16 protein-coding genes are annotated in these 14,387 nt (G+C 31.2%); 12 read left to right on the plus strand and 4 right to left on the minus strand.

Going from position 1 to position 14,387, the window contains the following annotated elements; all coding sequences use genetic code 11:
* Positions 1 to 105 precede the first annotated feature (105 nt).
* Positions 106 to 1,032 carry a TM2 domain-containing protein gene (locus KM029_RS09180; RefSeq protein ID WP_144073004.1) on the plus strand — a complete coding sequence of 309 codons (927 nt, stop codon included), beginning with the start codon at positions 106 to 108 and terminating at the stop codon, positions 1,030 to 1,032.
* Positions 1,033 to 1,076: 44 nt separating this feature from the next.
* Here KM029_RS09180 and KM029_RS09185 read toward each other — a convergent pair whose 3' ends face one another.
* From KM029_RS09185 to KM029_RS09200, 4 genes are all read right to left on the minus strand, one after another.
* A complete protein-coding gene (locus tag KM029_RS09185; RefSeq protein WP_144073005.1) occupies positions 1,077 to 1,418 on the minus strand; it encodes an Hpt domain-containing protein in 342 nt (113 codons plus the stop codon).
* A 48-nt stretch (positions 1,419 to 1,466) separates the two neighbouring features.
* Positions 1,467 to 2,825, minus strand: coding sequence for a sigma-54-dependent transcriptional regulator (locus KM029_RS09190; protein ID WP_144073006.1), 1,359 nt, complete (start codon positions 2,823 to 2,825; stop codon positions 1,467 to 1,469).
* A gap of 11 nt (positions 2,826 to 2,836) precedes the next feature.
* Positions 2,837 to 3,541 carry a tetratricopeptide repeat protein gene (locus tag KM029_RS09195; RefSeq protein WP_158631012.1) on the minus strand — a complete coding sequence of 235 codons (705 nt, stop codon included), beginning with the start codon at positions 3,539 to 3,541 and terminating at the stop codon, positions 2,837 to 2,839.
* Between the two features lie 106 nt (positions 3,542 to 3,647).
* The gene (locus KM029_RS09200; RefSeq protein ID WP_144073008.1) at positions 3,648 to 4,613 is read right to left on the minus strand and encodes a glycosyltransferase; all 966 of its coding nucleotides are present in this window, start codon (positions 4,611 to 4,613) and stop codon (positions 3,648 to 3,650) included.
* Positions 4,614 to 4,669: 56 nt separating this feature from the next.
* Between KM029_RS09200 and KM029_RS09205 the strand changes: the two genes are divergently transcribed.
* The 11 genes from KM029_RS09205 (at position 4,670) to KM029_RS09255 (ending at position 14,380) form a co-directional block, all read left to right on the plus strand.
* A complete protein-coding gene (locus KM029_RS09205; protein WP_158631013.1) occupies positions 4,670 to 6,739 on the plus strand; it encodes a mechanosensitive ion channel family protein in 2,070 nt (689 codons plus the stop codon).
* 11 nt (positions 6,740 to 6,750) lie between these two features.
* Positions 6,751 to 7,287, plus strand: coding sequence for a TlpA family protein disulfide reductase (locus KM029_RS09210; protein WP_144073010.1), 537 nt, complete (start codon positions 6,751 to 6,753; stop codon positions 7,285 to 7,287).
* A 39-nt stretch (positions 7,288 to 7,326) separates the two neighbouring features.
* Positions 7,327 to 7,578: a hypothetical protein gene (locus KM029_RS09215; protein WP_144073011.1), complete on the plus strand. Its 252-nt coding sequence runs from the start codon at positions 7,327 to 7,329 to the stop codon at positions 7,576 to 7,578.
* A 491-nt stretch (positions 7,579 to 8,069) separates the two neighbouring features.
* The gene (gene upp, locus KM029_RS09220; protein ID WP_144073012.1) at positions 8,070 to 8,723 is read left to right on the plus strand and encodes a uracil phosphoribosyltransferase; all 654 of its coding nucleotides are present in this window, start codon (positions 8,070 to 8,072) and stop codon (positions 8,721 to 8,723) included.
* A 76-nt stretch (positions 8,724 to 8,799) separates the two neighbouring features.
* The gene (locus tag KM029_RS09225; protein WP_144073013.1) at positions 8,800 to 9,777 is read left to right on the plus strand and encodes a calcium/sodium antiporter; all 978 of its coding nucleotides are present in this window, start codon (positions 8,800 to 8,802) and stop codon (positions 9,775 to 9,777) included.
* Between the two features lie 212 nt (positions 9,778 to 9,989).
* Positions 9,990 to 10,721: an MlaE family ABC transporter permease gene (locus KM029_RS09230; RefSeq protein ID WP_144075679.1), complete on the plus strand. Its 732-nt coding sequence runs from the start codon at positions 9,990 to 9,992 to the stop codon at positions 10,719 to 10,721.
* A 3-nt stretch (positions 10,722 to 10,724) separates the two neighbouring features.
* Complete coding sequence (locus KM029_RS09235; RefSeq protein ID WP_144073014.1) at positions 10,725 to 11,477, plus strand: ABC transporter ATP-binding protein; 753 nt, start codon at positions 10,725 to 10,727, stop codon at positions 11,475 to 11,477.
* Between the two features lie 250 nt (positions 11,478 to 11,727).
* Entirely contained in the window at positions 11,728 to 12,255 is a 528-nt protein-coding gene (locus tag KM029_RS09240) for a hypothetical protein (protein ID WP_144073015.1), read from the plus strand.
* A gap of 217 nt (positions 12,256 to 12,472) precedes the next feature.
* Complete coding sequence (locus KM029_RS09245; RefSeq protein WP_144073016.1) at positions 12,473 to 13,033, plus strand: hypothetical protein; 561 nt, start codon at positions 12,473 to 12,475, stop codon at positions 13,031 to 13,033.
* A 119-nt stretch (positions 13,034 to 13,152) separates the two neighbouring features.
* A complete protein-coding gene (locus tag KM029_RS09250; RefSeq protein WP_144073017.1) occupies positions 13,153 to 13,638 on the plus strand; it encodes a hypothetical protein in 486 nt (161 codons plus the stop codon).
* Between the two features lie 196 nt (positions 13,639 to 13,834).
* Entirely contained in the window at positions 13,835 to 14,380 is a 546-nt protein-coding gene (locus tag KM029_RS09255; protein ID WP_144073018.1) for a hypothetical protein, read from the plus strand.
* Positions 14,381 to 14,387 lie beyond the last annotated feature (7 nt).

Below are 14,387 nucleotides of genomic sequence, written 5' to 3' on the forward strand. Positions count from 1 at the left end.
ATTCTAAGATTTACGGCAACTATATGATATCATTTTCGTGTAAATTAGAATATACATTAACCTTTATTTTAACGAATAAAGTAACTATCATAAATAATTATCTAGATGTCAAAATTAATTGTACCAAAACGCTATGTTGAGTACTTACCCTACTCACTAGCTATCAAACTAAAAGAACTACCAGAGAAAGCACAGTATGAGTTTATTACAGAATTTCGATCCTGTAAACGTTCAACTCTTATAATGTATCTTGCTCACTTTTTTCCAGTTCCATTTTCACTTGGCTATGCCGGTAAATGGTTTCAGCAATTTCTATTTTGGATTTCTGGAGGAGGGTTTGGTATCTGGTGGCTCGTAATGTTATTCACTATTCCGAGTGATATGGTTGACTTTAATCGTAGAGTTGCTGTAGAGGTATTTAAAGATATTGCCGAGAAGTATAAAATTGATATTACTCCTCCTCGACCTCAAAAAGCTCAGGCTATACGAACACCAAAAACATTAAATATTCCTGAGTTTGATCCAACTCAAGCAACAATTGATCACTTAAAACCTGGTTTTCTATTTGATTTAAACGGAACAACTTGGCAGGTAATTTCTGAGTATCAATTTGATGTAGATAACGAATCTAGCCAAAGGCAATTTAGATGTATTGCAGATCTTGAAGAGCAAGTTCTTTCTTTTACGAATGAAGGATTATTTAAAAAAGTAGAATGGAAAGCAAAAACAAATATCTATCAAGTAGATCCAGAAATAGAAAAGAAAATTCAGCAATTTGGAACGCCTCCTAATATTCTATATTTTAAAGGGCATCGATTCTATAAAGATGTTACTAAAAAGGGACATAAATTTGATATGGCCGAAGGGGATATTATTACAGCAGAACATACAATAGTGTGGAATTATTTAAATGAAGAACGAGATGTATTACTTCAATTAGAAAAAAATAACCATGCTAAACTTTCTGCTTTTTATGGTAAAGCTATTGATGAGAATTCTATAACTGAGATATTACCTCATCAGATTTCATAATTAAAAAGGGTTGAAATGATTTAGTTCATTTCAACCCTTTTCTATTAAATTCTCGTTCGTATTTCTTCCATGAGTAACTCACATTCACCAGATAAAAGTTCGTACTTCTCGGGTAAAGCTGTTACATTTCTTTCTTCTTTTGCCATCTTCTCCATTTCTAACACTAAGTCTTTAATGGACTGAATAGCTAAAAAGTTAACAGATGACTTGAAGTTATGTAACCTCTTATAAGCATATTTCCAATCTTCCGCCTGAATACTCTCTGTAATTTCATTGAGTTGTTCTGGGGCATCGATTAAAAAACGCTCCATCATTTCTGTAATTAATGTATTATCCCCTCCTGTAAAAGTCTCTAGGTAAGATAAATCAACTCTTGTTTTCTCCATTGCTGTGTGTGATTCACAATTACATAAATTATGAATTGGCTAAAGTAGTTAATATTGATCCATTTCTTTTAAGTAACGATAGATAGTTACCTTTCCAACATCTAATTTTTTTGCGACAGAAGCAACATTATCATCATATCTTTTTAGAAATCTACGGATTATTTCAAAATTATATTCTTTCAATGTCATTTCTTTTGATAATATTGATTCTACATCAGAAGATCCTGTTAATTGAATATCATCTGCAGTAATTACATTATCATCGCACATTACTGCGGCCAGCTCTATAATTGCTTTAAGTTCTCTAATATTTCCAGGAAAATGATAGTCTAATAATTTATAATTCGCCTCAGGTGAAATTTGAATTTTATCAATTGCATTTTCCTTACTAAATTGTTTTAACAAATGCTTTGCCAATAAGATCACATCGTTATCTCTCTCCCTTAAAGGAGGCAAATAAATGGGTAAACCTAGTAATCTATAGTATAAATCTTCTCTGAAACGATGTTCTTTCATTTCTTTAGAGAGATCTCTGTGTGTTGCTGTTATTATACGAACGTCTAATTTTACAATACTACTTCCTCCAATCCTTACTACTTCTCGTTCTTGAATAACACGCAGTAATTTAGCCTGAAGACTGATGTCCATTTCTCCTATTTCATCAAGAAAAATAGTACCTCCATTTGCTTCTTCAAACTTTCCAACACGCTTTGCAATTGCACCTGTAAAAGCTCCTTTTTCATGGCCAAAAAGTTCACTTTCTAGCAATGGAGTCGGAATTGCAGCAATGTTTACAGCTATAAAAGGTTTGTTCTGTCTGGTAGAATTGTAATGAATTGCTTTTGCTATTACTTCTTTACCTGTTCCGGTCTCTCCAGTAATAGATACAGTAATATTATTATTTACTGTTTTATGCAACATTGTAAATACTTTTTTCATCGATTTACTGTTTCCAATAATCGACTTATCAAACTCGTACTTACTTGATAATTCTTGTCTTAAAGTGGCAACCTCTACTTCTAAAGATTGCCTCGTTTTTATCTTGTTAAGTGCATTCAACAAGCGTTCTCTTATGTCTTCTTCTTTTGTTATGTAATCATACACACCGTATTTAAACAAAGTTACAGCGGTTTGTACATCTGTTTGTCCAGAAATTACAATTACAGGGACGTTTGGAAGTCGAGCAGATATTTTCTGAATTACCTCTTCTCCGGTCATATCAGGTAAAGAATAATCGACCGTAATTACAGAAGGTTTTTCATTTTCTAATGCAAGTAATAACTGTTTTCCTTCTGTGAACATCACTACTTCATGTTCGTCATCCATAGACAAAATGTAGTAGAGCATTTTAGAGAAAACGGGGCTATCTTCTAATGCAAAAATTTTAAAACTTTCTTGAGGGTTCATCTATGACTGTTTTAGTTACAGTATTTTGCTAATGCTGCAGAAGCTTCTGTGTAGCCTAAAGATTCAGACATTGCTAGCATTTTACATACTTTTTCATCTGCTTTACCTACTTTTCCACTTAAGCTAAGTGCTTTATAATAATATGCTTCTCCATAGTTTGGGTCTAATGCAATTGCTTTATCTAAAGAAGCAATAGCTAGGTCAAATTGTTTTGACAACATCAATATTCTAGCTTTATGTAAAAAGATACGCTTATCTGATCCATTTGCCAAATCAATTGCTTTATCAAAATCTTGAACAGAAGCAGTAAAACCTTCTACTTCAGCATTTGCTAATCCTCTATTTAAATAAATATCATAAATAGTAGCATCTAATTGAATGGCTTGTGTGTAATCAATAACAGCACCTTTATTATCATTCTGAAAACGTTTTACATTTCCTCTATTATAATAGAATCTATAAGCATTTGGAACGTCTTCTTCTGTCTCTACATAAATTTCTATTGCTTTGGTAAAATCACTATTTGCTTTACTATATTCTTGTAAAGCCATTTGAGCATACCCTCTAGAATTGTAGGCATCCATATTATTTGCGTCTTCCTTTATTGCTGCATCAAATAATGAAATTGCCTCCTTAAATTTATTGACTGATAACTTTTTCTTGCCTTGGTTTGTAAGATCTTCTGAAGATGGACCGCAAGATGTAAATACTAACATTATAAAAAAGATTAGTAGGTTTGTCGTCTGTTTAATGTTCATTTTACAAAAGTAGAAAATTTTATCTTCTTAAGTACTAACACAAATGTTATCCTCTTTTTTAATACTATCTTTTTACTTGATAAAATTTATAGAGTTTAGCTAATGGAATATGAAATCTTGCCGCTAATACAATACATTTATCAATTAAACTTAAAGCATTATTTCTATTTAATAGACTAGCAAACCCTTTTGAAGTATAAAAATTTTCAGTAAAAAAAGCCATACGCATATGGTATTTAATAGACCTATTTAAAGCCTGATTCTCTTTCTTTGTTTTATTTAATTCTCTGGCTTTTATACAAATTTTTAATGTAGATCTCAGAAGAGCGTTACCTCTAACTTTATAAAAATGTTTTGATAAAGACGAAGGCACATCACGTTTTAGTGTAGTTAGAGTATCATAAAAAGCAACTTTATACTTTCTAGAAAGTCTTATCCAAATATCATAATCTTCATAAGCGAGAGACTCATCATAGCCTCCAAGCTCTTTTAAATGTAAACCTCTAAATGTAATTGTTGGTGCGGGAAATAAAGGTGGATTTTGTAATATTCTCTCGTATAAATCACCTGATTTAATTGGAAATAACAATTCTCCATTCATATTTCGATTATAAAAACTATCTTTTGTTCTATTCCCTTTGGTATCTATGTTTCCCGCATCAGAAAAAATCGCCCCAAAATCTGTAGTTAAGGATTCAAAAAAAGTAACATCATCTTGTACTCTATTTGGTAATAAAACATCATCTAAAGCAAAATCAATAATGTATTTACCATTCGCTTTTTCTAAACCCTTATTAAATGCTTTACAATTTCCAATGTTATCAGTTAATTTAAGAAATGTAGAAGTTAAATTGTATTTTTGCAGAGAGGACTTAATTTTACCTACAGATTGATCTTTACTAGCATCATCTATAATAATAATTTCTATATTGTAATAAGTCTGTTTGGCGATAGAACCAATTGCGTCGTCAATAAAGTTTTCATGGTTATAACTCAAACAAATTACTGTCACTAAGGGCGTATTTGACATATATGTATTTTTTAAAAAAATCTAGTACATCAAAAAAAGTAAGCATTAATTTTCTAATGCTATTTCTTTTATTCTCTATTTCGGTACAAGCTCAGTTTACAAATTTAAAATTTAGTACCAAATCTCCATACAAAACCATTGTTTCTCACATTGGCTATCTCAACCCATCTTCTGGTGTGTACAACCCAGAAGTTGCTGCTAAAACTCTTGGCGGAGATGATTATACTATTGAGCAAAAAATAGGTTTAGCCATTAAGCTAAAACAAATTTACGATAAACATGGTAATTTAGACTTAGACGATATTTCTAATAGAAGAAATTACAGAAATGAAGATGGTGACTATATCTATACCATTTTTGAAGATATTCCTGAAATTTATTTAATTAGAGAAGATGCAAATTGGGTGTATTCGCCTAAATCTGTAAGGGAAATTAATACTGTATTCAGAAGATATTACCCTGCCGCTTTACCACCTAGAAAACCAAAACCTGACAAGTCTAAACCAGATTCTATCCAAATTACTCAAACAGATTCTTCTGGAAAAACGGTTACTATTAATAAACCTGCTCCACCAAAACAGAAACCTGTTATAAAAGTATCTGTCCCTAAATTTGATTTAAGTTCACCTAAAGCAACAGTCACAACATTTTTTGCTTTTCAACAAGACGATAATTACCATCCAGAAATAGCAGCAAAAGCGCTAGAATCTGTAACAGTATCTTTAGAAGATAGAATTGCTTTAGCCATGAAGTTAAAACAAATCTATGATGGAATGGGACTTTGGATTGAAATAGAAGAAATTCCTGAAGATAAAAACTTTAGAGATACTCTAAGACACAACAAAGAAATTTATGTTTTAGATAAACAACTTCCTGATTTTTATTTAGAAAAATATAAAAACAAATGGATGTTCTCAGAATCTAGTATTCTATTAATTGAGAACAAACATAGACAAGTATTTCCTATTGGAACAGAAGGGCTAGAATCCGTAGGTAGCATTTTAAGAAAACCTTTAGGAGCTTATGCTAGAGATGAAGTTTTAGGACTTGAACTTTGGCAAATTACCAGTATTACAATTATGGTAATTAGTGCTTGGCTAATAATAATACTTGTATCTAACTTAGTTCTTTGGCTACTCAGCTGGGTGCCGAACAGTAAGAATGAAAGGCAGTATGCAAGAGGTATGTTACGTTCTGCAATGATTGTAATAATCTGTTATTATTATAAACTGATATCACCAAGTTTAGAACTTTCAATACATGAGTTACAATTTTTAATTACTGGCTTAAAAGTCTATAGTATATTCCAAGTTGTTCGCTTTTTCTATAATTTAATAGATTTATGGGTTGCTTTCTGGCTTAAAAAAGCAAATGAAAAAGAAGATCAAATTCAAAGAGGATTTGCTCCATTTTTTGGAATGTCAGCTAAATTATTCATCATAATTATTGGCTTAGTATTTACTGTAAGTGCATTAGGTTTTGATATTACAGGCTTACTTACTGGTTTATCAATTGGTGGTGTTGCTGTTGCCTTAGCTGCTCAGGATACTATTAGAAACCTTTTTGGGTCGATAATGATTTTTATGGACCGACCTTTTATTATTGGTGATTGGGTTAAAGCTGATGGAGTAAGTGGATCAGTAGAACAAATTGGTCTTCGTTCAACAAGAATCAGAACTTTCGAAAACTCAGTAGTTTCTATTCCAAATAGTAGAATGGCAGATTTTACTATTGATAATATGGGGATGCGTATTTTTAGAAGGTACAAAACAACACTCCGTGTAAGTTATGATACAAAACCTGACCAGTTAGATGAATTTGTTGACCGTTTAAAGGAATTAATACGTAATCACCCCCACACTCGTAAAGACTTTTATGTAGTAAATCTAAATAATATCGGGCTTTACTCGTATGATATATTATTCTACATCTTCTTTGAAGCTCCAACATGGGGCGACGAATTACATTTTAGACATGAAATTATTCGTAGTGTAATAAAAACAGCGAATGAATTAGATGTAGAATTTGCAATACCACCTGCAGGCTTAGATTATATGCTAGGCCATGAAACTGAGCAAAAGAAATCAAAGAAAAAACAAAATAATAAACCATTTGGGTTTATGTAAAAAATAGAAATATGAATAAAGTAACTAAAATACTCTTTCTCTCTCTACTTTTTATTTACATAAACAATAACGAAAGTAAAGGGCAAGACCCTATGAAAATTGACTTTCAATTGCAAAGTTTTGGCCTTGAAGAAGACTATATAATTACAAAAGAGTCACTTTATGGAAAAGTGATTTTTATAATTTTTGCAGCATCATGGGATATCAATTTTTCTAATGAGGTTCAAAAGGTAAAAGAACTACAAAGGCAATTCTATGATAAAAATGATATTGAATTTCTTTATGTAGTAGGTGATATAAAAGAACAATGGTTAGCATTTAAAGATAAGAATGGATTAAAAGGAAAAAATGTTCATTTACCTCTTGTCTACCCAAAATGTAAAAGTTGTTTCGTTTCCGAACACTTTAATCAAAAAGAAATTCCGGGGTATTATATTATATCTAAACAAGGTAAGTTACTTGGAGGTGGTAGTCAATTACCAAGCCCTCTTACAGATGATACTATCCATCGTTTATTGACAGGAGCAAAAGCTTTTAAAATTAAATAAATCGCAAACAGTTGATTATCAACTATTAAATTAACTACTATGGAATCTTGGGTTCTTATACCACTGATGGCATTATCTATTCCAATTATTGCAATTCTGACAAGTGCAAGAAATAAAAATGGAAAAAGTAATACTAAGAAAATTGAAAATGACCTCAAACAACTACAGATTGAGAATTTAGAATTGAAACAACGCCTAGAAAATATTGAAACTATTGTTGCTGAACCTGATTGGCAGATAGATAAAACACTTAATTCTGGGATTAATAATGAAAACAACCGTTTGAAATAACAAATTTGAACTTAAATCGTACACTCGACACTTTTTGCGTTCAAATTCGAACACTCTGAAAAAACACCAAAAACCATAAATCACACTATATCAACAACTTAAGTTAATAGGATATATTTTGGCACATTGGGAATGTATAACAATGAAAAATTCATGAGTGATTTATCACTACATGTAAAGATAAAGTTTAAATAATTGAATTGGTTGGAAAAGGCAAATATCGAATGATGTTTGCTTTTTTTTTATACTTTACATTTTAGTAAATTATAAATAGAGAGAATACTCCTTTTATTACTTTAACTATAGGACTATATAATTATTTAAGAAGTACTCATTAAATTAAAAGGTATTCACTCAATAAGTTACCAATTGCGTAAAAAGTTAATTAGTTTTCCATAGCGAAAAATATAATAAAGTATGACGCTTTGAGAATAATTTAGGTTATTCTTTATAAGACAAAGTACACCATATTAATATAAAGAAATAAGATAATGTCAAAAGTATTTATTCTAAACCAAGAGGCAAATGTTGCTTCTAATTATTTAAATGAACTAAGAGACCCAAGTATTCAAACTGACAGAGCTAGATTTAGAAGAAATTTAGAACGTATAGGTGAATTATTAAGTTTTGAAATCAGTAAAACATTAGATTATCAAGATGCTGATATTACAACACCACTAGGAGTTGCTAAATCTAGAGTAATTACTGATAAATTGGTTGTTACAACAATATTACGTGCTGGTCTTCCAATGTATGAAGGTGTACTAAATATTTTTGATCATGCTGATAGCGGCTTTGTTGCTTCTTATAGATCAAGCACTGGAGAAGATGAAGTAGAAATAAACATGGAATATGTTGCTTCTGGAAACCTAGATGGTAAAATTGTTATTCTTGCTGATCCTATGTTAGCTACAGGAAAATCATTATTGCTAGCTTTAGAAGGTCTACTAAAAAATGGAACACCTAAGCATGTTCACATAATGGCTGCAATTGCAAGTCAAGATGGTGTAGACTACGTAAAAAATAATATACCTGTAGAAGCTAGTATATGGCTTGGAGCTGTTGATGCTGAACTCAATTCAAAATCTTATATTATTCCTGGTTTAGGTGATGCTGGAGATTTATGCTTTGGCGAAAAACTCTAAAGATATTTTTTTATCTACTCTTCTAACTACTCTACTCTGAAAACACTAACAATTACGTGTTAGTAAAACTTACATTATGGAAAATAAACTCATAATCAACATTCTTGAGCTGATTGGTGGTTTGGTTGTATTAATTGGTGGTGGCGAACTCCTTGTAAAAGGAGCGACCAACATGGCTTTACGACTTAAAATACCAGCTATAATTGTTGGCTTAACAATAGTTGCTTTTGGTACTTCAGCCCCAGAACTTTTTATAAGTCTTCAATCTGCATTAGATGGAAATGCAGATTTGGCAATTGGTAATGTGGTTGGATCTAATATCTGTAACTTAGGTATGGTATTAGGAATAACAGCTATTATTTATCCTATAAAAGTAAGCGATACTACATTAAAGTTTGATTGGCCTGTAGCAATGGGAGCATCAGTAGTATTATTTCTTATTACTTTTGATTCCGTTATTTCATTCGATGAAGGGCTCGTTCTGTTTTTATTATTAATAACTTATTTATTGATTTTATTTAAAAGGACAAAATCTGACATCAAATTACAAGCTACAGCAGAAGAAGAATTTCAGTTAGACGAAGAGGAAGATGGTAACAATACAATTTTAACTTGGGCAAAAGATGTTGCCTATATCATTACAGGTATCATTGCTTTAAAATTTGGTGCCGAGTGGTTTATTGATGGAGCTAAATCTATCTGCTTAGTACAATTAGAATTGGATGAAAGAATAGTAGGTATCTTAGTCCTTGCTTTAGGTACAAGTTTACCAGAGTTGGTTACTTCTGCAGTTGCAGCATTTAAAAAGGAAACTGATTTAGCATTAGGTAATTTAATGGGATCAAACATATTTAATATCTTATCAATTTTAGGTATTACAAGTATGGTAACTCCTATCAATATTAGTGACACGATACATAATTATGATATGGTGTGGATGTTAGGCATCACATTTCTGACTATACCATTAATGTTTTTAGGTAAGGATCTAAACAGATGGGAGGGTGCATTATTATTATCTGTTTATTGTTATTACATCTATTCAATATTTTAAAAAAAGAGCCAATATACTACACAAAGTATTGGCTCTTTTTACAACTAATTTTTACGGCTTTTAAAAGATCAGTAGTAAAATACATTAGGTTGAGAAGTTATCAATATTAGATATTCTGATAAAAAGTATGTAATGCGGTTAACTTCTTTATATTTGTATGTTTAAATCAAACTGATTTATATTATTTTTTAATAGAAAATGAGATAGATATGGTGAAACGTCTTGGAGAATATTTACTCTTTTTACACAAGATGTTCTCAAATAGAGAATCTTTTAGTACATATTTTCGATTATTTTTTCAAGAGTGTATAAGTATAGGTATCAATTCCATTTTTTTAATTGGGTTTGTATCTCTTTTTGTAGGAGCTGTAATTGCTTTACAAATGGCTTATAATATTGTTAGTCCGCTACTTCCAAAGTATATTATCGGCTTAGCTACTAGAGAAATGATGATTCTTGAAATGGCTCCAACACTTTCTGCAATTGTTTTTGCTGGAAAAGTTGGTTCACAAATTTCAGGAGGAATAGGTACTATGCGTATTACCGAGCAAATTGACGCATTAGAGGTAATGGGTATCAACTCAGCCTCTTACTTAGTTTTACCTAAGATACTAGCAGGAATGATTATGCTACCATTTTTATGTATCATGGCCGGTTCCCTTGGAATTTGGGGAGGTTGGTTAGCTACAATTTTTGGAAACTTATCTCCTACTGAAGATTATATATACGGTATTCAGAATACTTTTATACCCTTCGAAATATGGTTCGCAATAATTAAATCTTTCGTTTTTGGATTTATAGTTACTTCAATTTCTGCTTTTAAAGGATATAACGTGAAAGGCGGAGCACTTGAAGTTGGTTTAGCTAGTACAGAAGCAGTTACAACTTCTTGTATTGCTATTTTAGCTGCCGATTTTATACTTGCAGATACTTTATTGAGCTAAACTATGATTGAAGTTAAAAATATCCGTAAATCCTTTCAAGGTAAAATTGTACTTAATGATATAAGTGCAACTTTTGAAAAAGGAAGAACAAACATGATTATTGGCGCTAGTGGTACAGGTAAAAGTGTATTATTAAAAACCATAGTAGGTCTATTTAGCCCAGATAGTGGTTCTGTTTTGTATGATGGTAGAGAATTTCATTCTTCCACACATCAAATGCAAAAACAAATAAGAAGAGAGATTGGTATGCTATTTCAAGGTAGTGCACTTTTTGACTCTATGACAGTTGCTGAAAATGTTAGGTTTCCGTTAAATATACATTCAGATTTATCCGAAAGTGAAAAAGACGATAAAGTCAATTTTTACTTAAAAAGGGTTGGTTTAGAAAATGCGGCAAATAAAATGCCTTCCGAAATTAGTGGAGGTATGCAAAAACGTGTAGGTATTGCAAGAGCTATTGTAATGAACTCTCAATATTTATTCTGTGATGAGCCCAATTCAGGTTTGGATCCACAAACTGCTTGGATGATAGATCAATTGATACATGAAATTACTTTAGAATACAACTTAACTACTGTTATTGTGTCTCATGATATGAACTCTGTAATGGAAATAGGGGAATATATCATGTTCATGTTTGAAGGTAATAAAGTTTGGGAAGGCAATAAGGATACAATTCTTGATGCAGAACCAAAAGCGTTAAAAGATTTCTTGTTTTCAAATAAACTTGTGAGAACATTTAAAGGAATGCAATAACATTTTTCTTGAAAAGAATACTATAAGGTGCTCAAATGAGTGCCTTTTTTTTATTCTTTTCTGTAAAATCACTTAAAAAATTAACATAGATCAATAGAATTAACCATCTAATTATCAACAACTTAACTATAAACAGTCATTAACTAAGAAATATAACTTATGTTCAACCTTAAACATAAGGTGCCGTTATATATTCCTGTAGCCACAAAATGGCAATCAATTTAATAATTTATACTACTATATTATAACTATGAAAAATTTAAAAAATATTCTATTTACAGCTATCTTTTTATGTCTTGCAACTTTAGGGTTTGCTCAAGAATCTCAATCTTCTTCAGAAGAATATTATAAAGGAAAAGGTCAATTGAATGTTGGTTTAGGAGTTGGCTTTAATAATGGAAGTACCGGTATTATGGCTGACTATGAGTTTATGAACTTAGGACAAGATTTTACATTAGCAGCTGCTGTGTCTTACTATGGATGGTCTTCTTCTTATGCAAAGTATAGTACTATTGGTTTAGGGGTGAGATTTAGATGGTATGCTGATAGAGTTTTAGGTATTACAAATAAGAAATGGGACGTTTTTGCATCTGGAGATGTTGGTTTTGGTATATCTAGTACAAACTATAATGATGGTTATGAAAACCATGGAGGAAATAATGTATCGCCTATTTATTGGGGAATTGGTATTGGTGGTAAATACCATATTAATGATAAAATTGGCTTACATGCAATCATAGGTACAGGAGCTCAATTTGGTGTTACTTTTGGTTTATAATACAGAAAATTAAATCCGTAAGATCCACCTAAGGCGTATTGCTTTAGGTGGATCTTTTTATATTAAAAAACCTTTTTATTCCTAAACTATCACTACTAACTTAACTATGTATATTGTTATAATTATAAAATAAATTTCTGTAGCCTCCAATATCACTTTATTAAACAAAGTCAATTATATTGCGTCGCAATTATTTTTACTACTTAACAAACAAGTAATGTTTAACAAAGGATTCACTATCAAAAGTATTTCTATCTTAGGAATAATGCTAATTAGTTCTTTAGCTTTTGCACAAAAGCCTAAGTACAACAAAAAATCAAATAACTACTCAAACAGTTCAGCTTTCTATATTAATACTGGAGTTGGTTTTAGTGGACATGGAGTACCTTTCTATATTGGTTTTGACTACAATGATGTTCACCCCGATATCTCTTTAGGTGGTTCATTTGGTATTCGTAATTGGAGTAGAGCACATAAAGATCATTACCATGATTATAGATCGTGGAATATTTCTTTTAATGGTAACTACCATTTTAATCGTATTATGAATATTCCTAATAATTTTGATTTCTACGCTGGCCTTAATATTGGTTATTACAATTATAAAGAGAAAGATGACCATTTTCATGATGAATGGGCTTATTACAATTCTGGAATGGGTATCGGTTTACAAATTGGTGGTAGATGGTTTATAACAGACGTTATTGGCTTAAACTTGCAATTTGGAGGTGGATCACAATATACAGGTGGTAATTTTGGAGTAACATTTAGATTGTAACAACCTAATAGACAAGACACTCTATGAATATGGTTAATTTTTATTAAAATAAATATATGTTAAATCTTAGATATTATGTATGTTTGTATTACTAATAAAAAATAACTCAACCTTTCATAATGAAAAATCTATTCAATCTAATCTTAACTTTAGGATTTATTTTCTTAACGTCTTCTGCTTTTGCTCAAACATCTAAAGGTGGTGGTGCAAATTATCAAGGACCTAAAACGTTAAACGTTGGTTTAACTTCCGGATTTGGTAAATACTTAGGCGTTCAAGCAGACTACGAGATTGCTAAATTAGGGCAAGACTTTACAGTAGGTGCTTCTGTAGCATTTCAATCATGGTCAAGTGGAGAAAATTCTAATGGAGATACTTCTTTTGCAATTGGTGCTCGTTTTAGATGGTATGCAGACAGAGTGTTAAACATCACTCACCCTAAATGGGATGTATTTGCTAATGGTGATATCGGATTCAACATTAATGGACCTAACGGTTTATGGTGGGGTGTTGGTATCGGTGGTAAATTCCACATCAGCGAATCATTCGGTTTACAAGCAATTATTGGTTCTGGTGCACAACTTGGTGTTACTTTCCAATTCTAGTAAAAAATTACTTTAGTAAAAAAGCATATTCATTATTAAATGGGTATGCTTTTTTTTATTTAAAATATGTAGTTGTACAGTTTCAAGAAAAAATTTTGAAGTAATAAGATTATTTTATTATTAATCATTAACATACGTAAGTTCATTGTATATTAATTGAGTAAAACCATTAATTAATCCTTAACTACGTTTATTTATGAAGACAAAAATTAACTATATCTTATTTCTTTTAATGCTTATAGGAGCTTCTCTTTCTTCCTATGGGCAAAATGATGACAACAAAAAAAGTGGTGGAGGAAAAAGTGCTGGCAGTGGTAATTATGCAGGTGTCAACAATCTTAATTTAGGATTAGTAACCTATTGGAGTCACAGTGGTTCTCTTGCTTTCCAAGCCGATTATGAGTTTAACCTTGCAAGAGATTTTACTGTTGGACCTTCCGTTAGTTATTCTTCATGGAAGAATAATAATTACAACTACTACAACATTGGTCTAGGAGCACGTTTTAGATGGTATGCAGATAGAGTACTAAATATTACTCACCCAAAATGGGATGTATTTGCTAATGGCGATATTGGATTTAATATAAATGGCAATAACGTTCCTGACGGTCAGAATGCAACAAGTTATTCTGCATTATGGCTAGGGATTGGTATAGGTGGTAAATTCCACTTTAACGAAAAAATTGGTTTACAACTTATTATTGGTAGTGGTGCTCAAATTGGTATCCACTTCGGATTATAAGAACTAT

The sequence above is a fragment of the Flammeovirga kamogawensis genome (assembly GCF_018736065.1).
In the GTDB taxonomy this organism is placed as follows: domain Bacteria; phylum Bacteroidota; class Bacteroidia; order Cytophagales; family Flammeovirgaceae; genus Flammeovirga; species Flammeovirga kamogawensis.